19 protein-coding genes and 2 pseudogenes are annotated in these 22138 nt (G+C 63.6%); 2 read left to right on the forward strand and 19 right to left on the reverse strand.

Translation table 11 applies throughout. From position 1 onward, the window contains the following. Window positions 1-12: 12 nt before the first annotated feature. The 8 genes from larC to AB0F41_RS01660 all read right to left on the reverse strand — a co-directional run bounded on the left by larC (window position 13) and on the right by AB0F41_RS01660 (window position 9245). A complete protein-coding gene (larC, locus tag AB0F41_RS01625; protein ID WP_357420732.1) occupies window positions 13-1242 on the reverse strand; it encodes a nickel pincer cofactor biosynthesis protein LarC in 1230 nt (409 codons plus the stop codon). Beyond that, window positions 1239-1763 (reverse strand): gluconokinase, encoded by a 525-nt coding sequence (locus AB0F41_RS01630; RefSeq protein ID WP_357420982.1) that lies wholly within the window; start codon window positions 1761-1763, stop codon window positions 1239-1241. The genes larC and AB0F41_RS01630 overlap by 4 nt, the downstream gene beginning before the upstream one ends. 100 nt (window positions 1764-1863) lie before the next feature. Then, complete coding sequence (locus tag AB0F41_RS01635) at window positions 1864-3414, reverse strand: ABC transporter substrate-binding protein (RefSeq protein WP_357420733.1); 1551 nt, start codon at window positions 3412-3414, stop codon at window positions 1864-1866. Between the two features lie 103 nt (window positions 3415-3517). Next, the gene (gene uidA / locus AB0F41_RS01640) at window positions 3518-5323 is read right to left on the reverse strand and encodes a beta-glucuronidase (protein WP_357420734.1); all 1806 of its coding nucleotides are present in this window, start codon (window positions 5321-5323) and stop codon (window positions 3518-3520) included. A gap of 498 nt (window positions 5324-5821) precedes the next feature. Further along, window positions 5822-6145 (reverse strand): hypothetical protein, encoded by a 324-nt coding sequence (locus AB0F41_RS01645; RefSeq protein ID WP_357420735.1) that lies wholly within the window; start codon window positions 6143-6145, stop codon window positions 5822-5824. A gap of 113 nt (window positions 6146-6258) precedes the next feature. Then, complete coding sequence (locus tag AB0F41_RS01650; RefSeq protein WP_357420736.1) at window positions 6259-7887, reverse strand: hypothetical protein; 1629 nt, start codon at window positions 7885-7887, stop codon at window positions 6259-6261. A 119-nt stretch (window positions 7888-8006) separates the two neighbouring features. After that, window positions 8007-8678 (reverse strand): TetR/AcrR family transcriptional regulator, encoded by a 672-nt coding sequence (locus tag AB0F41_RS01655; protein ID WP_357420737.1) that lies wholly within the window; start codon window positions 8676-8678, stop codon window positions 8007-8009. A 96-nt stretch (window positions 8679-8774) separates the two neighbouring features. Then, window positions 8775-9245, reverse strand: coding sequence for a zinc-binding dehydrogenase (locus AB0F41_RS01660; RefSeq protein WP_357420738.1), 471 nt, complete (start codon window positions 9243-9245; stop codon window positions 8775-8777). Window positions 9246-9485: 240 nt separating this feature from the next. On the opposite strand from AB0F41_RS01660, the pseudogene AB0F41_RS01665 reads away from it, so the two are divergent. After that, window positions 9486-10152, forward strand: a pseudogene (locus tag AB0F41_RS01665) (TetR/AcrR family transcriptional regulator). Window positions 10153-10364: 212 nt separating this feature from the next. Here the strand turns inward: AB0F41_RS01665 and AB0F41_RS01670 are convergent. From AB0F41_RS01670 to AB0F41_RS01720, 11 genes and pseudogenes are all read right to left on the reverse strand, one after another. Continuing rightward, window positions 10365-10646: pseudogene (locus AB0F41_RS01670) on the reverse strand (cytochrome P450); the annotation flags it as partial. Window positions 10647-10855: 209 nt separating this feature from the next. Beyond that, window positions 10856-12346, reverse strand: coding sequence for a 3-hydroxyacyl-CoA dehydrogenase NAD-binding domain-containing protein (locus AB0F41_RS01675; RefSeq protein ID WP_357420739.1), 1491 nt, complete (start codon window positions 12344-12346; stop codon window positions 10856-10858). A 4-nt stretch (window positions 12347-12350) separates the two neighbouring features. Next, window positions 12351-13130: an enoyl-CoA hydratase-related protein gene (locus AB0F41_RS01680; protein ID WP_357420740.1), complete on the reverse strand. Its 780-nt coding sequence runs from the start codon at window positions 13128-13130 to the stop codon at window positions 12351-12353. Next, a complete protein-coding gene (locus AB0F41_RS01685) occupies window positions 13127-13921 on the reverse strand; it encodes an SDR family oxidoreductase (protein WP_357420741.1) in 795 nt (264 codons plus the stop codon). Before AB0F41_RS01685 ends, AB0F41_RS01680 begins: the two co-directional genes overlap by 4 nt. Then, window positions 13918-14763: an acyl-CoA dehydrogenase family protein gene (locus AB0F41_RS01690; RefSeq protein WP_357420742.1), complete on the reverse strand. Its 846-nt coding sequence runs from the start codon at window positions 14761-14763 to the stop codon at window positions 13918-13920. The genes AB0F41_RS01685 and AB0F41_RS01690 overlap by 4 nt, the downstream gene beginning before the upstream one ends. Further along, window positions 14735-15988 carry a CoA transferase gene (locus AB0F41_RS01695; protein ID WP_357420743.1) on the reverse strand — a complete coding sequence of 418 codons (1254 nt, stop codon included), beginning with the start codon at window positions 15986-15988 and terminating at the stop codon, window positions 14735-14737. Before AB0F41_RS01695 ends, AB0F41_RS01690 begins: the two co-directional genes overlap by 29 nt. Window positions 15989-15999: 11 nt before the next feature. Then, window positions 16000-17145, reverse strand: a complete 1146-nt coding sequence (locus AB0F41_RS01700; RefSeq protein ID WP_357420744.1) for an acyl-CoA dehydrogenase family protein — start codon at window positions 17143-17145, stop codon at window positions 16000-16002. A 37-nt stretch (window positions 17146-17182) separates the two neighbouring features. Continuing rightward, the gene (locus AB0F41_RS01705) at window positions 17183-18178 is read right to left on the reverse strand and encodes a glycine betaine ABC transporter substrate-binding protein (RefSeq protein ID WP_357420745.1); all 996 of its coding nucleotides are present in this window, start codon (window positions 18176-18178) and stop codon (window positions 17183-17185) included. Between the two features lie 2 nt (window positions 18179-18180). Next, window positions 18181-18978, reverse strand: coding sequence for an ABC transporter permease (locus AB0F41_RS01710; protein WP_357420746.1), 798 nt, complete (start codon window positions 18976-18978; stop codon window positions 18181-18183). After that, complete coding sequence (locus AB0F41_RS01715) at window positions 18975-20084, reverse strand: ABC transporter ATP-binding protein (protein WP_357420747.1); 1110 nt, start codon at window positions 20082-20084, stop codon at window positions 18975-18977. Before AB0F41_RS01715 ends, AB0F41_RS01710 begins: the two co-directional genes overlap by 4 nt. Further along, window positions 20077-20856 (reverse strand): ABC transporter permease, encoded by a 780-nt coding sequence (locus tag AB0F41_RS01720; RefSeq protein WP_357420748.1) that lies wholly within the window; start codon window positions 20854-20856, stop codon window positions 20077-20079. Before AB0F41_RS01720 ends, AB0F41_RS01715 begins: the two co-directional genes overlap by 8 nt. 51 nt (window positions 20857-20907) lie before the next feature. On the opposite strand from AB0F41_RS01720, the gene AB0F41_RS01725 reads away from it, so the two are divergent. After that, window positions 20908-21648, forward strand: coding sequence for an IclR family transcriptional regulator (locus AB0F41_RS01725; RefSeq protein ID WP_357420749.1), 741 nt, complete (start codon window positions 20908-20910; stop codon window positions 21646-21648). Window positions 21649-22138: the final 490 nt, after the last annotated feature.

The raw sequence follows: 22138 nt of genomic DNA on the forward strand, positions 1-22138 counted from the left end.
CGCAGCAGGCCTTCATTCGGCCGGATGTGCCGGTTTCCCCGCAAAGGGGAAGGGCGCTCCCGCAACCAGCCCGCGGGCGACGCCTACTGCACCGGCTTCGTCGAGGACCGCTCGAACCGGCCGCCCCGTTTCCCTGGCCACCGCGAAGGCGTCCTCGAACTCCACCGTCGCCTGGTCGATACCGCCGCGGTGGCCGGCGACCTTTATTCGTACCTGCCCGCCATCCACCGGTACCGGTACCCAGGTCCGGGCCAACTCGGTTTTCCGGACTTCGCGGTACCGCACGCCGATCGTGCTGGTCTCGGCGAAGAGCACCTCCGACGCGGCAGTCACAGCCTCGGCCGGAACAAGCGCGGTGACAGTGTGAGCCGGCCTGCCCTTCTTCATGAGAACAGGGACGAGCCAGGCGTCGTCGGCTCCGCTGTCCAGCAGCCGCTGCACCACCACCGGCCATACCCGGGGGTCGAGATCATCGATATTCGCTTCGATCAGCACCCGTGTGGTCAGGCTTTCCCCGAAGTCCGCGACGCCGGAGTCGACGACGATCCGGACCACATTGGCACGGCCGGGAAAATCGCGGGTACCCGCACCGATACCCACAGCATCCGGCCGCATATCGGGGATCGGACCGCATTCGACGGCAAGCGCGGTAACCAGCGCGACCCCGGTCGGCGTCGCCAGTTCTCCGCATCCACCCGCGTGGATTCGCCATCCTCGGGTCATGGTCAGGACCGCGGGGACGGGCACCGGTATCTGCCCGTGCGCGGCGCCGACCGTTCCGGAGCCGACCGCGATCGGGCTCACGACGACCCGGTCGATACCGAGGTGATACAGGGCGGCGCAGGTTCCGACAATATCGGCGATCGCGTCGAGGGCACCGACCTCGTGGAAATGCACGTCATCCACCGTGGTGCCGTGGATCCCCGCTTCGGCCTCGGCGAGCCGTCGGAATACTCCGAGCGAGCCGGCCCGGACCGCCTGCGGTAACTCCGCACGTTCCAGCATCTCCCGGATCCGGGACCAATGCCGGTGTGGCGGATCATCGGCCAGGACCACCGGATCGATCTTGCAGGCGCGCATCCCCGCACGCATCACCTCTGTCCGGCGCAATTCGACCGAGCCAGGGACAACGGCATCGATCGCCCGCTGCACCACCTCCAGTGGAGCACCGGCATCGACACAGCCGGCGAGCAACATATCGCCGGCGATTCCGGCCGAAGCATCGATCCATGCCAGGGTCATCGGCCGGCCCGCCGCGCTTCGATATCGGCTCGTGCCCCGCGATAGGCTGCGACCGCTTCGGTGACGACACCGGCGACGGAGTTGCTCACCTGGACGACGCGGCCGAATTCGTCGGATTCCAGCGGCTCGAGATCCGCGAACTGGGATTCCAGCAGCGAGACGGGCATGAAATGATCCGTGCGCGCCTGTATCCGGGGGGTGAGCATGGCCATCGGACCGGCCAGGTGCAGGAACCACACGTCGCCGCCGGTACGCAGTACGTCGCGATATCGGCGTCTGAGCGCCGAGCACGAGACGACCCCACCGCGCTCGCCCCGGTCCGCAATCCAGGAGGCGGTCGAACGCAGCCAGGGCGCGCGATCCTCATCGGTCAGCGGGATACCGGCGGCCATCTTCTCGACGTTCACCGGCGGATGAAAGGCGTCCGCGTCCGCGTAGCCCGTACCGAGCCGCTCCGCGAGCCGGACCCCGACCGTCGTTTTACCCGAACCGGACACCCCCATCACCACGATCACCGTCATGAAGTCCACTCGAGACTGCCTGCGGCGAAAACCCTCTCGGCTCCCGGCCGAATGAGGGCAACCGGCCGGACACGAGATCGGTACTCGATTCGAGGGCCCCTCACTGCGCGAGCCCGAACTGCCGGACGGTCGAGATGATCCGTGTCCCGTCGCCGAGCAGAACCACGCCGTCTTTGGTCACCCAGTGGCGCGGCACCGCGAACAGCGGAGCATCCCACGCCTGCTCCACCATGAATGCACTGATCTGCCGCGCGATTGCCGTGCTCGAGGTCTCGTCGAGCTCCTGGTTGTACCTGTCGATCAATGCGGTGAGTTCCAGGCTCCGGCTGTCGAACGGATTTCGCGGACTGTCCACCAGATACCGCCACGCCAACTCCTGCGGAAAGACATTGACCCCCTCGACGGCGACATACATCGGATACCGTTTCGAGGACAGCACCGCGTTGGTCTGCTGCGGCGGGACCGGCTCCCAGGTCACCTCGATCCCGATCGCAGCCAGCGACTGCGTCACCGTCGGCACGAATGTTTTGGAGTAGTAGATTTCCGGCATCGTGACAGCGAACCCGTTCGGGTATCCGGCGTCCGCCAACAACCGTTTCGCTTCGTCGACATCGAACGGGTAGGTCTTCTCGAGAGCCGCATCGTAGGCGGGGCCGTCCGGGTTGAACGGCTGGCTCGTCGCGGTCCCTTGGTCCCGCAACAGCGTCTCGATGATCCGCGAACGATCGAACGCGAGATTGATGGCTCGGCGCACCCGCAGATCGCCGAGCGGTGGCAACATTTCGCCGGCCCGGTCGACCAGTGCCACATAAGCGAGCGAGTTTGCCTCGATCCGGAACTCCGCGAAGCCGGAGGCCTTCAATCGATCGACATAGGCGCCCTCCACACTGCCGACATTCAGTTCCCCTGACTGGAGGGCATTGAGCGCCGCCGTGCGGTCCGCGATCACCCGGACCTCGATGGTCGGGAACGGCAGGGCGGCGGCGTTCCAGTAGTCGTCACGGCGCTGGAGGACGTACTTCGAACCGTGCACCGTCTGCTCGGTGTCCAACGTGTAGGGCCCTGACGCAACCGGATTCAGCGGGGTGCGCTCGTTGCTCACCGTCGCCGGATCGGCGATCACCCCTGCGCTCGAGGCCAGTGCGGGCAACAACCCCGCATCCGGCCGGGCGAGTTCCAGCACCACGGTCAGCGGGTCGGGTGCATGGATCGCGGCCACGTTCTTCAGCAGGCCCTGGACCTGGCCGGGGGTCGCCTTGGTGCGGTCCATCGTCACTTTTACCGCGGTGGCGCCGACCGGAGCCCCGCTGCTGAACCTCATCCCGGGGCGCAGCCGCAGGGTCAAGGTATGCGCCTCGTCGGTGTATTCCCAGCTCGCCGCGGCGTTGGGCTGCAACTTTCCATAATTGTCGGTGAACAGCAGGGTGTCGTAGACGGCGCTCCAGATAAGGGCCGGCTCGCTCTCGGAGAGGTGGGCCGGATCGAACGAATTGGGGGCGCCCAGGACGGAGATCGCCAGCGTCCCCTCCGGGACCGAACTCGAGCCCATCTGCCCGGCACACCCGGTAGTGAGGGCCGCACCCGTGATCAGAACGGTGGCAAAGGCGAGGATTCGCGCGAACAGCGTTGGTCGTGGCACTGGACCGGACATATGTCGAACTTCCTTCTGCTGTGACGTGCGTCAATTACGCGTTCTCGCCCCACGAACCCACAAGCAGTTGCCGCGGGTTGCATTCGTCAAGGTGTGCGGGCCGTCAGCCGGGGTCCGCACCGGTGGCATCCGGTTTCCGGTTCCGCAGGTTCGACCACCGAGTCCGCAACGCGTGGGCGGCCGCCTTGGGCCGTCGGTCCCGCGTGAACACGCCCTTCTTGTTGCCGTCTACACGGTGTATTCCCGGCCCGGTTGCGAAGTCGGCGAAATTCCATACGTGCTCCCCGACGAATGCCGGGCAGCGGTCGAAGACTCGATGATGCATCTCTAGGTGAGCGACCTGGTACTCCTCCGTCCAGCTGCTGCCGAACAGCGAATGCAACCCGGCCGCGGTATCGGCCCCGTACTCCCCCATGATGATCGGCTTACCGTACTCGGCAACCCACCGGCGCAATTCGTCTTCGAGTTTCAGCTCGGCGCTCCGCAGATCACCGTTGTCGATGTACCAGCCGTAGTAACGGTTGATCATCACAACATCGAACAGGTCGGCGATCAACTCGTCCTCCGGTGTCGCGAACATGTAATTGGCATAGGTCACGGGCCGCGACGGATCCAGGCGGCGAGTGAGCGCGACGAGCGGCTCGAAGTATTCTCGCGAACCTTGTTCATTCGTCGCCGGCTCGTTCGCGATCGACCACATCACGACGCTGGGGTGGTTCTTGTCTCGGGCAATCAGTTCCCGGAGGTGCTGCTCATGCGTGGCCCTGGTGGCCCGGCCGTAAGTTTCTTCGGAAAAGGTGGGTTTCGGCGCACCGCCCAGAAGTCCCGCGGTGACGTAAAGGTTGAGGCCCACGGCCGCAGTCTCGTCGATGACCACGATGCCGTGCCGGTCCGCGAACTCCAGGACCTCTTCGGCGTACGGGTAGTGCGATGTACGGAACGAGTTGGCGCCGATCCATTTCAGCAGTTCGAAGTCGTGTACGAGATATGCCGGATCATGGCCTTTGCCGCGCACCGGCGTATCTTCGTGCTTACCGAATCCGGTGAAGTAGAACGGTTCTCCGTTGATCAAGAACTGCGTCCCCCGGACCTCGACCGTCCGCACGCCGACCGGTACGGGATACTCGTCCACCACCACGCCGTCGACGACAGATTCCGCAACGAGTGTGTAGAGGTAGGCCGCGCCGGGCTGCCAGCGCCGAACATCCGGAACACGCAGAGTGCCGGATGTCTCCTCAGCGGTGGCTACTTCCCCGCCCCGCTCATCGAGAAGCCGAACCCGAATCTCCCCTTCTCCCACTGCAGTAATCGAGTAGTCGACGAGCCCGGTGGCACCATCGACATCGGTGACCACCGTGACATCGTCGATATGGGATCCGGGCGTGCTGTAGAGCCAGACCGACCGCGCGAGTCCCGCGTAGTTGTAGAAATCGTGGTGGTACTTCTGCCGACGCCGCCCATCCTCGGTGATCTCGATATGGCCCGGCGGAATAGTGGTCTCGGTCAGCTCACCGCTGACGCCCACGGTGAGCCGGAACTCCTGGCCTGCGGTAACGACATCGGTGATATCCGCCTCGAACGGCGTATAGCCTCCGGAATGCTCCACCACCAGGACGTCCCCGACGTAGACCTTGCCGTGGTGAGTTGCCGCGTCGAACCTCAGGTGGATCCGTTCCCCGGCCCAGCCGCGCGGGACCCGTACCTCACGCTGGTACCACACCCAGCCCACATGGTCACGAACCTCGGGGTCGAGGAAGAGGTCGTTGTAACTGGCCGGCACCGGAGCCTCGTAGGCGGCATCGAACGGCCGCTTCCACGGTTCGGCCACGAGGCGGGTGTCGATGGCGAAGCGCCACATACCGTCCAGGTTCACCAGTTCGCGAGTCGCGGTGACTCGAGGTTTGAGCATCGAGATCCTTCCGGGGTCTTCCACATTCAGTTGGAGATTTGCGCTAGCGATGAAAATCGCTTGCCATTGACTTCCGATCGTGCGGGCGCCCACAAAAGACGTCCGACCATATGTTGTTTCAGCGGTTTATCCGAATACTTCGAACCGATACCACAAGCGAACTCGACCAGCGGATGCGTACGAATAAGCGCATGAGTCTCACCGACGGATAGAGACGCGAACTTGCCGATGCCGTGCAAACAGGAACACCGCGATCTCCTTACGACCCGACAACGACCGATTCGAACGACCCCAGAGAAACACGGCCGCAATATAGTTGGCAAGCGGTTGCACGGACTTGCCACAGCATTCCTCGACCGGACTGCGCAGTAACGAGCTGGACACGGACTTCTGTCCGAATTCGCCTACACCGCACCGCAATACCCATACCATCCACCGCTTCAGCACTCGTCTTTCCGCCCGAGGACAGCCAAAGCAGTCCGACCGAACCGCGGATGACTACCGGACCACGACACGCACTCTGCCGAGATTCGGGATCTGGGCAAAAGAGGTGTTCGCCTCCTCGTGGCGCTGGGAAGTCGCGCGCAGAGCGGGGAAGTAGGTGCCCGTCGTCTCATAGGTGAAAGACTGTGTCACCTCCACCGAGGTGCGAGCCGAGCCGTCCATTTCCGCTGCCACGAAATCCGGTCCGCCAGTGCGGCTCCACTCGGCTCGCACGACTTTTCCGGCATCCGGAGGTACCTCGATTTTCGCCCGCAATGTGACACTCTCGCCTGCGCTGATTTCGACTCGATCTCTTCCGTCCACGGTCAGGTCGACCACAGGCTGAATACCGTGGCGCGCCCCCGCCGTTTCCGGGACCAAGACCTGGCTCTCGGGTGTGATTTCGTATCGGGTCGAAGCCGGCGGAATTCGCCCTTCCTCGGCCCACGCGCTTACATCGCGTAGCGCCTGCTCGAGAATTCCGCGATAGTCGACGAGACGATCGGTCCGTGGGCCGATGTGGTCGGCGTTGTCGTTGAACCACACACGGAAGTTGGCATCGAAGTCTTTTCCCAAGGCTTGGCGGATCTGGCGGGAGTACCAGTCGCCGTCCCACGGAAAGGCATCGGTGTCCAGCAGATTCGCGACGACGATAACCTTCCCGTTGATCTTGCCGGTGTGTACGCCGCCGCCGCTGACACCTGTCGAGATGCCCGGGCCGACCTCAGTGGGCCGCTGCGGATACTTCGGCGAACCGTCGCTTTTCCGGTACTGGTCGAAAGCGTAGAAGCCTCGCGCTGCGGCACTTGGTAGCGAGCGTACGCAGGTAGCGCAACGTCCCATCGGTTGTCGATCCGCAGCCGGGCACCGACGTCGTCGATCGCTCGGAGCACATCGTCGGAACTGCCACTGCCGATGGCGAACGACCTGCCGGCAGGGTCGAGGACACCCGTCAATGAACCCACTTCGGTGCCGTCAGGGGCGTAGAGGACAAAGTCCGGACGCGTGTATTCGGGCACGACAGGTACAGAATCCAGGATCAATTCGGTAGGTGCGTTCCGGCCGTCGCGTTCTACCCGGGTGATCGTGACCGTCTCATCGACAACTGCGGCCCGGAACAACTCGCCCAGCGGCGACTGCTCGGTGCCGAGATAACCGGGCAGATTCCAGAAGTCTTCGACATAGCCGGGATCGGCGCCTCGGACCGCATCGGCGAACCCGAGCAGGCCCTGCTCGTCGTCCAGACCGAGTACATAGGAGTAGTCTTCCCAGGCGCGAAGCGGAATCCCCAGCTTCGTGACCTCGGTCAGGACGCTGCGCTCGGTCGGGTCGAGCCCCGCATACGGGTCACCACTGCCACCCGGGCTCACCGCATCGGCGATCTGTGGGGCCTTGTCGTGCAGAACCATCCGGGCGAAGGCCCGGATGAAGAAGAAGTTCGGAATAGAAGCCGGTACACCGGGGATGAACGGTACCGCTCCGTCCCACACTCCGACGGTGTTCTCCATCGCGCCGATGGTCTGATAGGAACCACCGCTGCCACCCCAGAGGTACCCGTGGATCGTCTCGGTCGTTCCGTAGTAATCCGCCGCGACCTGTTCGGAGAACTTCGCGGCCGCAGCGTCTACGCGGTATCCGCTCCCGCCGTTCGTCTGAACGGTGTATGCGCCGCTGTCCGCCCCGAACTCGATGTCTCCAGGCTCGGCGTTCTCATCGACCAGCGGATACACCAGCTGGAAGAATCGTCCCTGCCATTTCTCTTTTGCCGGAAAATAGAAATTGAATCGTTTGTCGGTACCTTCGAAGTAGCCCGACACCCGGTGATGCGGCACAGGCGTGGCGACATCCTCCACCTGGTCGATCACCGGTGTATCGAACTCCGGATCGACACAGTCCGCGTTCACCCACACGGGGCCACCTGCCGCAGGAGGCACGCACAGCGCCGGTTCGGCAGCCACCCTCGCGCCGGGAATCGTCACCATTGCCGACACCATCACGACGCCCAGCGCGATAGTGCACAGCAGACGCCCGATGCGCCGCGGTCCGGAGCTCGGACGCGGCTGGTTGTGGCGAATCGACATGGGCTACCTCTGAACGACACGAGCAAGTCCGAGAGAAACCATAGCCCGCTCACCTACCAATCAGTAGGTAACGTTACCTGTTTGTTACTATTCGGATCTTCCTCCAACATTCATGCATGTCAGGTGCGCATCTCGCCCGGTCGGCTCCCCTCCGCGCCGGGATCGGCATCAGCGTTTTCTTCGCCCACCGACGAAGTGTTCCAACCTGCCGAAGGAGCGACGAGATGCAACATCTTCCGAACCAACTCGGCGGGTTCTCCGATCGAGGGGTCGAGCAGCCACAACTGCAGAAGTCCGTTCATCGTGGCCGACAGGAGAGTCGCAGCTTCCTCGGGCGTAATACCCGGAGCAAGACCGGATCCGAATTCGCGGCGAACCGAGTGTGCCATCGACACCCTCGCCATCCGGAATCTCGCCGCGAAGTAGTCCCGCGCAGGGTGGTCGTCGGTGAGACACTCGGCCGACAACACCGTCCGAGCCCGAACAGCCTCGGGCCGGGATTGATTGAGCTCGACCAGACCGGGCAGATACGACAGCGGCGACGCCGGCCTGTCCGGCGCAGTCGGCATCTGTGCCGAATCGCGTTCGGCAAGAAATTCCAGCGCCGCGAGCAGCAGTGTCTCTTTGGTAGGGAAATGATGCAGTAGGCCTTGCTGAGACAGTCCTGCGCGTTTGGCCACAGCACCGATCGTCATCCCCTGATATCCGTGGGCCGCAAGCTCCGCCAACGCCGCATCCAGGATCTCCCCCTTGCGACGCGCCGCACTTGTCCGACGCTCAGCCATCGACATCGACGCTCCTCTCGCTTCGCGAGACGAGCATCGCATGCTCGACACGAGGAAGTCGTGTCACCTGCACGCTGTTGTCACAACACCATCCGACCGACCTCAAGACCACGGAGTGAGTACGAGTTTTCCGCGTACTCGTCCGGATTCACTCAACCGATGACTTTCCCGTACCTCGTTCATCGGCAGTACACGGTCGACATGGACTCGCACCTGCCCCCGAGCGACTGCTGACCCGACTTCCGTCAGCATGGCAGGCGATGGCTTCCCGGTGACCATCCGGTAGCGCGGATCACCACGGGCGTCGGATTCCTGCACCGTGATGTAGCGACCGCCGTCTCGCAGCACACGCAGCGATCGCCTGCCGTATTCACCACCGACCAGATCGAGCACGACGTCGACCCGGTCGATCGCCTCGGCGAAGTCGGTCGTGGTGTAGTCGACCACCACGGCCGCGCCGATACTGCGCACGAACCGATGGTTACCGGCCCGTGCGGTGCCGATGACGTGCGCGCCGCGACATTCGGCGAACTGGACGGCGAAATGCCCGACCCCACTGGCGGCGGCGTGCACGAGAACGGTCTCGCCGGGTTTCGGGTCCGCCGCTCGCTACACAATCGAGGATCGCGGTTCGGTTCATCAAGTATCGAACATCTCGCTGAAGCACTGCCAAATCGATGTCGGTGGTCATGTCTCTCCTCTGTGACAGGTAGCGAGCACGGGTTGTCCGTCCAGGGTCACACCGCGGTGCTATACGATCGTCTAGCAGGAGAGGTGGGAGGATGCGTGTCACCGGGAGATCAGGAGGCACGCATGGCGGCATCGGCACGGCGCATGGGCGCCGAGACGTCGAAGACCAGGGGCGTCCTGTTGGACTGCGTGGAGCAGTTGATGCTGGACGAGGGCTACGCGGCGGTGACGTTCCGCGCGGTAGCCGCCAGAGCGGGTGTCACCTCGAGCCTGGTACTACTTCCGGACACTCGACAGCATCTTCCGTGCCGCCATCCGCCGATACACCGACCGCAATATCCGACACCTCACCGAAGCTCAGCAAGTGCCCCCCGACCAATTGCCGCGCGCACTCTGGGAATACAGCTGGGATGAAGCAACCAGCGCGTTGACCACGGAGTTCATGGCGTTGGGAAATCATCGCGAATCGGTTCGAGCCGAAATCGCGGAAGCGACTGAGCGGCTACGCAAGGTACAACTCGACGCCTTGTCCCACGGTTTCGACCGAAACGAGGCCCTCGGCCAAAAGCTCACCCCGGGCGCACTACTGCTACTCATCACCGGTATCCCGAAATTTCTTCAGCTCGAGCACGGAATCGGCGTCCGGACCGCCCACCAGGAACTTATCGACGCGTTCGAACAGTATCTGGGTTCGTTCCAGCCCACCGACGCGAAAGGCAAACCCAGACGGCCCCTCGCTGCCGAAACTGAGCCATTCGAGGACCGATCACCGAGGATCCGGCACCCATAAGCCCAGACCAGCGCTGCGGCAACCGGGAAACACGACTCCCGGGTACAGACGCCGATACCTGACGGTGACGATGGCACGATTGGCCGTCTCGCTCATGCGATGTGGCGCAGAATTTGGTGTCGGGCTGGCGCGGAGGAAGCGCTGCGGTGGGCGACGTGTTCGAGCAGACGGGTCATGAGCGGCCACGCGTGTCCGGCGGGAGGCGATGGGCTCGGGTGCCGCGGGAACGCGTACAGAAGTGCGGCAAGCCCATTGACTGTGGTGTCCATCCAGGCCGACAGCAGCGAGCGCACCATGAGCGGGGCTGCTCCTCGGTGAGGTCCCCGATCTCGGCTGCGCTCCAGGTCTGCGCACCGAACCCGCAGAGCGACAGCTTCTCGCGGGCGCACTGCGCGTTTACCCACGCCGACAGTTCCACGATCCGCGCGACACCCCACTCCACCAGGTTATTCGACCGGGCCGAAAGCGTTGAACAAGTGATCATCGTCGGGCAGCTCCAGCCAGACGACCGGCCCGGTCTCCCGGAGTACATGCTGGAACGGCAGCGGGTCGCGCAGCACCTCCAGAGAGAACGGGTCGACGGCGCCGCTCCCCACAGCTCACCGTTACCACCGAATGCCCGCCGTGGAATAGTCATCGGGCGGGCATTTCAGCCGTCAGGACAGCGAATCCTGTGTTCTTCCCTGTCCACGAGGCGAGGCTTTCAACAGCCCCGACCGACACAGGGCACGCCGAGATCTGCACGAGTCCGCAGCCATGGTGTCGCCTGGTATCGCGGATCGTGCGTGTATTCGAATAGGCCGTCCAGGATCCGCAGGATCGTCGGCAAGCCGTGACTGTCGGCGAGTTCGAACGGGCCCGATGGGTACCCCAGACCGAGGCGTGCGCCCCGATCGATATCGGTCGGCTCACCGGTTCCGGATGCAGCGAGTATGGATGCGACATTCACCATCGATGCCAGCAGCCGCTGGGCTACCGGGGCCGGTCCGTCGGGAACCATCGTCACCGGTAGCCCGGTCGCTTCGAGTGCCGACGCCGCCGCCGCTCGGACTGGCGCCGACATCGGCAGCGGCGCCGAGACCGCCAGCCGCTTACCCGTTCTCATGCTCAACGGGTCGATTCCGAGTGTTCGCTCGACCGGGAGGTTCGCTCTCAGTGCCGCGCGATAGGCCGGTTCACCGACCGGGCAGACGATATGGACGGCGTCAGGTGTCACCTCTTCGACCGTGCGGACCTTCGACAGGATCGGATCACTGGACATCCACTCCTCGCTCAAGTGGAAGTTCAGGTCGACACCCACGGGACCGGTTTGGACGGGCTCGGGGCGGACATCGATTCGTGGGTACGTGTAGAACCCGACCCCGGTCTTTCTTCCCAATACACCGGCGGTGACGCGGGCCGCGGCGATTGGGGACGGCCGGAGCCGGGGATCTGCGTAGTATCCGTTCCAGACGTTCTCCATCACCCCGTGCGAGATATCGAGCCCGGTCAGGTCCATGAGCTCAAACGGTCCCATCCGCAATCCGAGTACATCGCGGGCGATTGCGTCGACCTCGGGGACTCCGGTGGCGCTGTGAGCGAGAACGGCGAGCGCCTCGGTGAGCAGTCCGCGGCCCAGAAAGTTGATCACGAACCCGGGTGAGTCACGGACCGGTAGCGGTTCATGGCCGAGCGTGCGGACGAATTCGGTCGCCTCGCGTATGACATCCGGGGCGGTGAACACACTCGGGACGACTTCGGCGACCTTCATCCTAGGAACCGGGTTGAAAAAGTGAATTCCCACCAGATTTTCGGGCCGCTTCAGGTCGCGCGCGAGGCCTGCGATCGACAAAGCACTCGTGTTCGTCGCCAGCACGGCGTTCGGTGTGGCGACTTCGAGGTCCTTCAGCAGGGAGATCTTCGCCCCGGCATCCTCGATGATCGCCTCGACAACGATCGACACATCAGCGTTGCGTCCGGTGGGCTCGGGCCGGGGGTCTATACGAGCGCACGCGGCTGCGGCATCCTCGGGCCGCACGCGTCCTTTCTCCATCGCCGCGTCGAGGTCACGCTCAATGGCGGCCAACGCCTGCCTCGACGTCTCGGCGTCGATGTCGGTGAGTTCGACCCGGTATCCGGCAACTGCGGCTGTCTGGGCGATACCGCGTCCCATCGCTCCAGCGCCGATAACCCGCACGGTTGGTGGAATGGGCATATTGTCACCGTCCTTCGTAGGCGGGGTCCCGCTTTTGGATGAAAGCCGTCAGTCCTTCGAGGTGATCCTCGGTATCGAAAAGGGTTTGGAACATGGATCTCTCCAGATCCAGGGAAGTGCGCAGCGGAGCGTTCTCGGCGGCCCGTGCGATCTTGCGGATCGCACGCACGTTCAGTTGGGGTTTCGACGCGATCCCCCGTGCCATGTCGACGGCCGTTCTCTCGGCTTCCCGGTCCGGGCAGACCGTGCTGACGATACCGGCCAGAAACGCGGTATCCGCCTCGATGAGGTCGCCTGTGAGAACCAGCGCCAGCGCTCGAGCGCGCCCCATTCTCTGGACCAGTCGGCTGACCCCACCGGACCCAGGAATGAGACCGACTCGGATCTCGGGTTGCCCGAGTTTCGCGGAGCGGCCGGCCACCACGAGATCGCAAGCCATCGCCAGCTCACATCCGCCGCCGAGTGCATAGCCGTCTACCGCCGCGATCGTGGGTTTGCCGAAATCATCGAGGAGATCGAACACCCGTCCGGTCTCCTCTACGATGTGGTCGGTTGGTGACAGGCTCGCCATCTCTTTGATATCTGTTCCCGCGACGAACACCTCTGCTGATCCGGTCAGGACCAACACTCGCACCGTCCGATCGCTGCCGGCATCTGTCAACGCGTCGATCAGCTCCCTCTTGGTCGCTAGATCCAAGGCGTTCTTGGCCTCGGGGCGATCGATTCGAACGACGCGTACGCCGGGCGCCGAATTATCTGTCACGGAGAGGAATTGGTAGGTCATCGGCTGACCGGGGATTGTCTTGGTTGCGCAGCGTGCATGGCCTGCCCGAGGCTGCGGCCACCGTCGATGGTGAGAACGGCGCCGGTCACGTAGCTCGCCTCGTCGCCCATGAGATAGGACACCGAGCCGGCCACCTCGTCGGCCTGGGCGAACCTGCCCAGCGGAATTTTCGTGAGCATTGCAGCTGCAGCGCCGGGAGCCGAGAGGATGTTGTCGGTGGCGTTTTCCGTCTCCACGAAACCCGGCGCCACCGAGTTGACCCGGATCCCGTGGGCGCCCCACTCACCGGCCACTGACTTCCCGAATGCGAGCATTGCCGCCTTGGCCGCGGCCGAGTGCGCGACACCGGGTCCACCGGTCCAGGCGTAGGTGGTGATTATGTTGCAGATCGCACCCGACTTGCTTTCACGTATGAGTCTGCGGGCCAGCGCAGTCGAGGCGTTGAACGTCCCGTACAGCGAGATCTCGACGACCGCTCTGAAACCGTTGAGGCTCATCTCTTCGGCGGGGCACGCGAAGTTGCCTGCCGCGTTGTTCACGACGCCGTCGATCGTATCGAGATTGTCGATCGCCTCGGAGACAGCCGCGTTGTCCCGGACATCGAGGCCGATGATGCCTACGTCGATGTTCTGTGCCCGGAGCAATGCCTGCGCAGCGGCGAGGCGCTCTTCGTTCCGGGCGGCCAGCACGACCCTGTTTCCGTCCCGTCCGAGTCGCTCGGCAATGGCCAGGCCGATTCCCGCCGATCCGCCGGTCACCAGAATGGTCTTCGGTGCGGTGCTCGTACTCACTGCGGCCCCTGCGTTCCGCCGTCGATCGCGGCGGTCCAGTGCATGGACAACAGCGACAGGGCGCGGATCCGGCGCGTGAATCGCTGGAGTTCGAACTCGAGAGTGAATCCCATGGCGCCCAGAACCTGATGAGCGTTGGCTGCCACCTGGTTGGCCGCGTGAGCCGCGTACGCGAGTTCCTCGGCCGACCCCGAGCCCTGTATTGCGCACAGGCGAAGCGATTCGGTGGTCAGAGCAGCATCTGCCAGTTTGATCTGCACCGCGTCCAGTGTGGCGAGGGGCGCCCCGAATGCTTCACGGTTGCGCGCGTGGTCGACCGCGAGTTCGAGACTCCGGAGGGCCAGACCAGCGATGTATCCCGTGGTGGCCGTGCGCCAAGCTCGTACCCTGTGCTCGGCCTCCACGATCTGGCTCGGACCGAATTCATCGACGACGTGAACACCGAGACTGTCAGTGTAAGGGACAGGGTGTGCGCGCAACACCTCCCGGTGGAGCAGCCTGCCGTCGGTGGTGACGTTGGCGGCGATCGGGAATTCGTCGCCGTAGAGAACCAGGCCGGACGCTGCCACACCTCCGCCGAGGAGGGCCGCTACACAGCTGTACGGCGCACCGGCACGCCCCAGCTCGAGTCCGCCGAGGCCGAAGTAGTCGTTGCCCGCCTCGTTTTCTTCCACCAGGTCGAACCATCCGGCTTCGGTCAGCGCCGACATCATGGCTGTGCTGTGGTCGCTGACGGTTGCCCCCGGCACCCACGCATCGTCTGGGATATGCCGTTCGGCGTGGCGTCGGATCGATTCCGCGAAGGCAGCGAGATCAGCGGGGTAGGGCAGCGTGAGATTCACGGTTTTCTCCAGACGAAGCATGGGGTGTGGACAGTGCGGTGAGGATTTCGTGGTTGTGTTCTCCGAGGCCCGGAGCCGGTCGCGACGTCTGCGGCAGCGGCTCTCCGTCGATGGTCAGCAGCGAGCCGAGTAGTTCGACCTCGCCGACGCCGGGCTGGTGGATCTTCTGGGTGAGGTGGTTGTCTTCGACCTGGGTGTCTCCGAAAGCGGATTCGAGTGTTCGAACCTCCATGCAGGGCACGTTGGCCTGGCGGAACACTTGAACCCAGTGGCGGGAGCGTTCGCTGCGCAGCCGTTCGGCAACGGATTTCTTCGTCTCCCAGCGCTGCCGGTATTCGGTCGCACTCGCCGCGGGCGCCTGCGGGTCCCGCAGCCACGGGTCGGAGATCGCGAGCACGGCGCCCATCCGCTCTCGCTGCGCGATATTGAGGCAGGCAACGGCGATGAAGCCGTCGGCGGTTTCGTAGCATCCGTAGTACGGTTCGAGATCGTCTGCCCGGCGCTTGGCTTCACCACGCTCGTGTAGAAGTTCGGCAGTGGCAGGCGGCGGCGGCGGATCGCTGTCGAGCCGGACCAGGTCTTGTATCTGGGTCAGCAGCGCGGAGGACAGCAGTGAAACGCTCAAGTGGGCAGCGGTTGCGCGGCGTGGCCGATCGACCAAACCCGTCAGAACCGAGATCACTGTCATCAGTCCGGTCGTGATATCGGCCAGGGGGATCGAGCCGCAGCGCTGCGGGACGGTCTGGCCCGGCCGGGGGTCGGCGAACAGCAACCCCGAATAGGACTGGGCGATGAGGTCATAGCCTGTGTGCGCCGCGAGTGGCCCCTCGTTGCCGAAGGCGCTGATCGAAGTGACGACCGCATTCGGATTCAGCGCTGCAATCGACTCCCGCGAGAGGCCGAATCGTTCGGCCCGCTCTCGCGGCATATTGTGTACCACCACGTCGGCGGTCCGGATCAACGCACGTGACGTCGACCGATCCGACTCGGTGGTGAGATCGAGACACAGGGATCGCTTTCCCCGGTTGAGTGCCATGAACCGTCGGCTCTGTCCGTTACCGAGTGGCTCGTACTCGCGGTAGGCATCACCGCGTGGTGCCTCGACCTTGATCACTTCGGCTCCGAGGTCCGCCAGTATCATCGCGGCGAGGGGGCCGGCGACGAACTGCGAATAGTCGAGGACACGTATTCCGGCGAGTGGCTGCTGGTCGGCGGGAGACTGCACGTTAAGCTCTTTCAAGACACGGGGGCGGGTCGGCGGGGCAGGTTCAGTCCACGCTGCGCGATGACTTTCCGCTGGATATCGGATGCGCCGCCGGCGATCGTGGTCGCTAGTGAGGAGCGCGCGAATGCGGCAATCCTGCCCTCAAGGACCTTGTCGGCACCGCCGTCGGTTCCTTCGATCAGCGCTGCGGGTCCGACGATCTCTGATGCGAGTGCCGCAAGCTTCTGCATCATCAGCGCGATGGACAGTTTGCACATCGAGGCCGGCGCAGAGGCCGGAATATCGCGGTCGAGCATCCGGGAAGTCTCCAACCCGAGCAGCCGGGCCGCGCGAGCTTCACCCTGGAGTACCTGCAGCGCATGTCGATGTGCGGGATCGGTGGCCAGCGGTTCGAGATTGTCCAGTAGCCAGCGGACGACACCGATCTTTTCACTGGTGACGCGCTCGAAATCCATCGTGCCCATCAGCACCGACCAGCCCTGGTCGATCTCGCCGACAACTCCGCTGTGCGGGACGAAAACGTCCACCAGCTCGACCTCGCCGAGATTGCCGCCACCGAAGGTGTCGTGCTTGGTCGGGGTGATGCCTGGTTCGTTCATGTCCACGACGAACACCGAGAGTCCACGGTGCTTGGGTGCATCCGGATCGGTACGCGCGGCGACATAGATCCAGTCGGCTTCGGTGGCACTGCTCGTCCAGATCTTGCGGCCGGTGATTCGCCAGCCTCCGTCGGCCGGTACCGCTCGAGTCCGTAGGGAGGCAAGATCGGACCCAGCGCCGGGCTCCGAGAAGCCCTGGCAGAACAGCAGATCGCCCCGCGCGATCTCAGGTAGCAGTGTGGACTTCTGCTCTTCGGTGCCGAACCGGAGCAGCGCGTTACCGATTGTTTTCACCGAGAGCAGGAACCCGCACATCGGTAGCCAGTGGTAACCGAGTTCCTCCTCGAGGGCGATGGACTGTTCGATATCGGCATCGCGGCCACCGACTGCTGTCGGCCAATGGACGCCGATCAGGCCGGAGGTTCCCATCTTTTTGTAGACGTATCGGGAATCGACATCGGACGGCGATCCGTTGATCGAGAATTCTCCGCGGCTGTTCAGCTCCTGCCGGGTCTCGATCGCCCATTCCCTTACTTCGGTTTCCAGCTCGCTTGCCATCTCTCTCTTTCCATTCTTCGGATACGGTGGATCGGTTTCAGATGATGTTGTTCTCGCGAAGGAATTCGGTTGCCACCCGGGCTTCGGGCTGGTCGTCCAACTGGATGCGGCTGTTCAATTTCACCAGCACGTCCTGGGTGATCAGTGAGTTGATCTCACCCAGAAGGGCGTCGTACTCAGATTTATGTGATTCGTATTTTTCGGTATGCATCACAATTGCCGGGTTATATGAAGGAAAAGACTTCCGGTCATCGACCAGTTGCCGTAACCCATAGTTGGGCAGCCGTGGATCGGCGGCGACAACTGACGAGAATTCGCACTGATGCTGGGTGGTCATCGTGGCGACGGAAATGCTGCTTTCCTGGATGAGTACCTGCTCGCGTGGCAATGTGAATCCGTAGGTCTTCTCCACACCGGGCAGCCCGTCGTCGCGGGTTGCGAACTCCGTACTCGAGCACAGCCTGGCGGCTGCGGGGTTGGTGCGGGCGAGTTCGGCGTAATCGGACAAATTATTGATGTCCAGCCTCTGCAAAAGGTTCTCCGGCGCGGCGATCGCATAATTCGAATTGGCCGGCGACATCGCGAACCAGGTCAGCCCGGATTCGCCGGACATGGCGTTCACTTTGCCGAAGAGGAGATCCGGATCGCTGACCACCTCCGATTGACCGAGGATGGTCGACCAGGCCGTTCCCGTGTACTCGCTGTACAGATCGATCTGGTTGGATTCCAGGGCCGAATAGGCGAGCATGGTTCCGCCGATTCCCGTTCGATCGACCACGTCGGCACCGGCGGCGCGGAGAGCGGTTACGTACAGCGCCCCGAGCATTCGTTGTTCGGAATAGTTCTTCGACCCGACCGATATGGATACTCCGCTCAAGTCAATAGTCGAGGCGAGTGACCCGGGTGCAGGTTTGACCGACGGGCCGAGCGATGAGCACGACGACAGGAGGATCGCGGTGAGAGCGAACACGGCGGTTGCCAGAAAACGGTTTCGGTCGTTCCGGTAGCGATCCCGACGAATGAAATATCTCATGTTCACAGCCCTCGCGGAGTCAGGAGGTGTTGCACGTGTTTCGCCAGATAGTCCAGGAGCAACGCGAGGATCGCGGTGAGGGCCGCTCCGACGAACGTGATGATGTCGCGGTACTGGATCAGGCCGGCCACGATGACGCCGCCCAGCCCGCCGGCGCCCGCAAGCGCGGCAACGGCCGCCGTCCCGACGTTCCAGACCAGTGATGTGCGGAGGCCGGCCAGGATTACGGGTACGGCCAGCGGGAGCTCGACTCGCGTCAGCACCTGCCATCCGTTCATTCCGATACCGGCCGCGGATTCCTTCAGTTCCGGAGAGATCCCCTCGAGGCCCTCGATGGTGTTGGTGAGGACGGGGAGGAACGCGGCGACCGTCAGGGCGAGGATGACGAATTTTATGTCGATGCCGAACAGCAGGACGCAGACCACTACCAGGCCGAAGCTGGGCAATGACTGGCCGATCACGGCGACCCCGGTCACCGCCGGCCGGAACTTAACGGCGGCCTTGCGGGTCAGGACCACTCCGAGCGGAATTGCGAGGCCGACAACGAGGAAGGTAGAGACACCGACAAGAAGAAGGTGCCGCGTAACTGCCTGAATGAGACTGGCCGGACTGAGTGCCCGTGCTTCCACGGAGTCGAGCCCCCGATGTTGCACCCACAGGTAGAGCATCGCCAGCACACCCGCGAGGACCGTGGGTGTGACCAGCACCTGGCCGAGGGTGGGGCGCGCGCCGCGCGCCCGTTGACCGCCCTTTCGGTGTTTATCGAGCCGGTGTGGGGCCGCCGCCGCCATGGTCGTCATGAGGCAGCGTCCATCATGGGTGCCGGTTCGAGCGTCGTCGCGATCGCCGCGTGCACCTGCCCCAGTTCGAGGATGCCGGCGTAGGCACCGTCCGCATGGGTGAATATGGCGCCGGGTTCGCCGGTTTTCATGATCAGGTCCAGCGCGTCCGCATACGTCGGCCGAGTCGCCAGTGGGATCGTTTCAGTGGTGGTGATCTCGCGGTCTCCGCGCGAGCCGAACACCCAGCCCGCGGGCCGGCCGTTGTCGAGCGCAATCGCGTCCTCGTCGAGAACACCGTGCTGACCGGTGTTGGAGCCGGCATCGACGGTGCGCCCGGGGCGAAGTTGGTCGGGCGTGACCGGCAGCAGCGACAGGACCCGGATGCTGTTGGAGCCTCCGATGAAGTTCTCCACGAATTCATTGGCAGGCTGTGACAGTAGCTCGGCGGGAGCCGCATACTGTTCGATCCGCGCGCTGGTGCCGAATACGGCGATCTTGTCACCGAGCAGTACGGCTTCGTCGATGTCGTGGGTGACGCAAACGATGGTCTTCTGGATTTCCCGTTGCAGCCTGAGCAGCTCGGCCTGGAGGTGGCTGCGGGTGATGGGATCGACTGCTCCGAAAGGTTCGTCCATCAACAGGATCAACGGATCCGCCGCTAGTGCACGAGCCACACCGACGCGTTGTTTCTGCCCTCCGGAGAGCTCCTTGGGGAAGCGGTCGCGGTAGAGGGACGGGTCGAGACCGACCAGATCCAGCATCTCGTCGACGCGCTGCGTGATCCGGTTTTTCGGCCATTTCAGCAGGCGCAGTACGGCGGAGACGTTCTCGCCGACCCGCAGGTGGGGAAACAGGCCCACCTGCTGGATCACATACCCGATACTTCGCCGCAGTTCGGTGGGGTCGGTGGTGGTGACGTCCGCTCCGTTGACAAAAATGCTGCCCGAGGTCGGTTCGATCAATCGGTTCATCATTTTCAATGTTGTCGTCTTACCGCATCCCGAGGGACCGATGAGCATGACGATCTCGCCGCGAGAAATATCGAGGTTCAAATCCTTGACCACATGCTTCCCATGGCCGGGGTATTGCTTGGTGATGTTCTTGAGTTCGATTGCTTCAGCCACGGATTCCTCGCGATACGGTCAGTTTCTGAATAATTGAGAAGGCTCCGCTCAGTAGAAGGCCTACGATTGCGGCACCGACGAGGCCGGAAAGCGCGAAGTAGAGAGCGACGGGTGAACCGATACGGTTGAGGCCCGCGTAGATGGCGTTGCCGAGACCCGGGCCGAGTACTACCGCGCCGATCGCCGCAGTGCTGACCAGCAAGGCCGCGGCGATACGGATTCCCGTCAGGATCAGCGGCCACGCCAGGGGAATCTCGACGCGGGCGAGAGTCTGCCACCGCAGCATCCCGATTCCGGTGGCGGCCTCGATCGCGGCCGGGTCCACGCCACGCAGCCCTACGATCGTGTTCTGAACGATCGGGCAGAGGGCGTAGATCGTAAGGGCTACCAGCACCGGCGACCATCCGAGCCCTGTGATTCCGAGTAATAGCACGTACAGCGCCAAGGACGGGATCGTCAGCATTGTGCTGGTGATTCGGATGAGTAACTCCGAGACTCCATCTCGGCGGTACACGGCCATCGACATGGCGATGCCGAGAACGGCGGCAATCCCTGCCGCGATAGCAACGACCGCAAAGTGCTCACCCATCTGGCGGAGCAGGTCGGACTGGTAGTACGACCAGAATTCGCGATATGTCATTTCACCTCCTGGAATTCGTATGAGATCGGCAAACCAGTCGCCTGTGAGTGCTGTGGTGTGAGTCACCAGCGGCAATGCGCCCAACGGTAAGCGCCGAACAAGGTTGCTGTCAACAGAAGAAAGTGCTTTCATGTAGTGAAAGTTTTTGGAGGCTTCTCAGGCATTGGAACCCGAGGGGGATACATGACACCGACCAGAGACGGCGACGCCGGCTCACGCACCCTGGTCCGCGGACTGCGGATCCTCAGGCTCTTCGAGGACGGTGCGGACGGGATTACGCAGGCTGCGATGTCGGCGCGGCTCGGTGTGCCGCTACCGACGATCGGCCGCCTGTGCCGAGCACTGTGCGACGAAGGGTTTCTCGAACGTGAAGAATCCGGGCGCCGGCTGTTACTGGGGCCGACACTCCGTCAACTGAGCAAGGTCCTGGTCCCCGTGTCAGGCGATACGGAACGCCGATGGATGCAGATACTCCGCGACGAGTTCGAGGAGGACATCAACATGGCGGTGCTGGACGGCGCCGACGTCCTCTACGTCGAGAGCCTCCCCGGAGGCCGGTCGCTCAATGTCAGTACACCGGTTGGAACACGTGCGCACGCCCACACGGTGGCCGCAGGCAAGGCCCTGCTCGCCGAGTTGGGACTATCAGAACTGCAGGCAGTGATGGGCCCCGGCCCCTACGAACGCAGGACCGCCGCATCCGTGGGGACATGGCCGGAACTTCTCGAACATCTCACGACTGTTCGGGCGGACGGGCTCGCAAGGACCTGGGAGGAGTACGACGAAGGAGTTTCGAGCGTCGCTCGCGCTCTTCCACCGTCCCCGGACAGCCGACGAGCCGCCATCGCGGTGACCATGCCGACAGCGCGAGCAACGCCGGATCGAATCGAGCAGATCATCCAAAGCATCAGCACGTTGTGGTGAGCGATCACCCCGGCGGAGCTGTGTTCGGATCGGCGCTTGGACACCCGGGAAGAAGATCAACGGCGGCGTAGCGCGGTTGGTGGATTCCGCCGTGCGACACATGATCGGGAGATCGAGATGGTCTCCGGTTACGGATCATGTCCACGGTGCGGGGATTGCCGACCAGGGCCGCGCCCGCCGCTGCCTGATAATGATCGGCGACTACGAGAACTGGTCCAAACTCCGAACCCTTCGCCGAACTCGCCGGGCACAACCGCGGACTACTACGGAGGCGGAGCCCCGCAGCGGACCCGGAAGTAGAAGGCGTCTCGGGAGCCGGCGCCGCCCAGTGAAATCGGCCGGCACAAAGCTGAGGCCCTTCGAGACCGAGGTGGGAGCGGATGAACGCCGACAGCCGCGCAACATCGGCGCGTCGAGGCCCAGGTGACGAATCTGCTGTGCATAACGAAAGATTCTCCAGCGCTGCACATTTCTTGTACTTGTCCAGTGA

This window comes from Nocardia sp. NPDC024068 (genome assembly GCF_040638875.1).
Taxonomy (GTDB): domain Bacteria; phylum Actinomycetota; class Actinomycetes; order Mycobacteriales; family Mycobacteriaceae; genus Nocardia.

Excerpts from the sequence above, each read along its gene's own strand:
- larC (WP_357420732.1), bottom strand. The coding sequence starts at position 1,242 with ATGACCCTGGCATGGATCGATGCTTCGGCCGGAATCGCCGGCGATATG.
- AB0F41_RS01630 (WP_357420982.1), bottom strand. The coding sequence starts at position 1,763 with ATGACGGTGATCGTGGTGATGGGGGTGTCCGGTTCGGGTAAAACGACG.
- AB0F41_RS01635 (WP_357420733.1), bottom strand. The coding sequence starts at position 3,414 with ATGTCCGGTCCAGTGCCACGACCAACGCTGTTCGCGCGAATCCTCGCC.
- uidA (WP_357420734.1), bottom strand. The coding sequence starts at position 5,323 with ATGCTCAAACCTCGAGTCACCGCGACTCGCGAACTGGTGAACCTGGAC.
- AB0F41_RS01650 (WP_357420736.1), bottom strand. The coding sequence starts at position 7,887 with ATGTCGATTCGCCACAACCAGCCGCGTCCGAGCTCCGGACCGCGGCGC.
- AB0F41_RS01655 (WP_357420737.1), bottom strand. The coding sequence starts at position 8,678 with ATGTCGATGGCTGAGCGTCGGACAAGTGCGGCGCGTCGCAAGGGGGAG.
- AB0F41_RS01675 (WP_357420739.1), bottom strand. The coding sequence starts at position 12,346 with ATGCCCATTCCACCAACCGTGCGGGTTATCGGCGCTGGAGCGATGGGA.
- AB0F41_RS01680 (WP_357420740.1), bottom strand. The coding sequence starts at position 13,130 with ATGACCTACCAATTCCTCTCCGTGACAGATAATTCGGCGCCCGGCGTA.
- AB0F41_RS01700 (WP_357420744.1), bottom strand. The coding sequence starts at position 17,145 with ATGGCAAGCGAGCTGGAAACCGAAGTAAGGGAATGGGCGATCGAGACC.
- AB0F41_RS01705 (WP_357420745.1), bottom strand. The coding sequence starts at position 18,178 with ATGAGATATTTCATTCGTCGGGATCGCTACCGGAACGACCGAAACCGT.
- AB0F41_RS01710 (WP_357420746.1), bottom strand. The coding sequence starts at position 18,978 with ATGACGACCATGGCGGCGGCGGCCCCACACCGGCTCGATAAACACCGA.
- AB0F41_RS01720 (WP_357420748.1), bottom strand. The coding sequence starts at position 20,856 with ATGAAAGCACTTTCTTCTGTTGACAGCAACCTTGTTCGGCGCTTACCG.
- AB0F41_RS01725 (WP_357420749.1), top strand. The coding sequence starts at position 20,908 with ATGACACCGACCAGAGACGGCGACGCCGGCTCACGCACCCTGGTCCGC.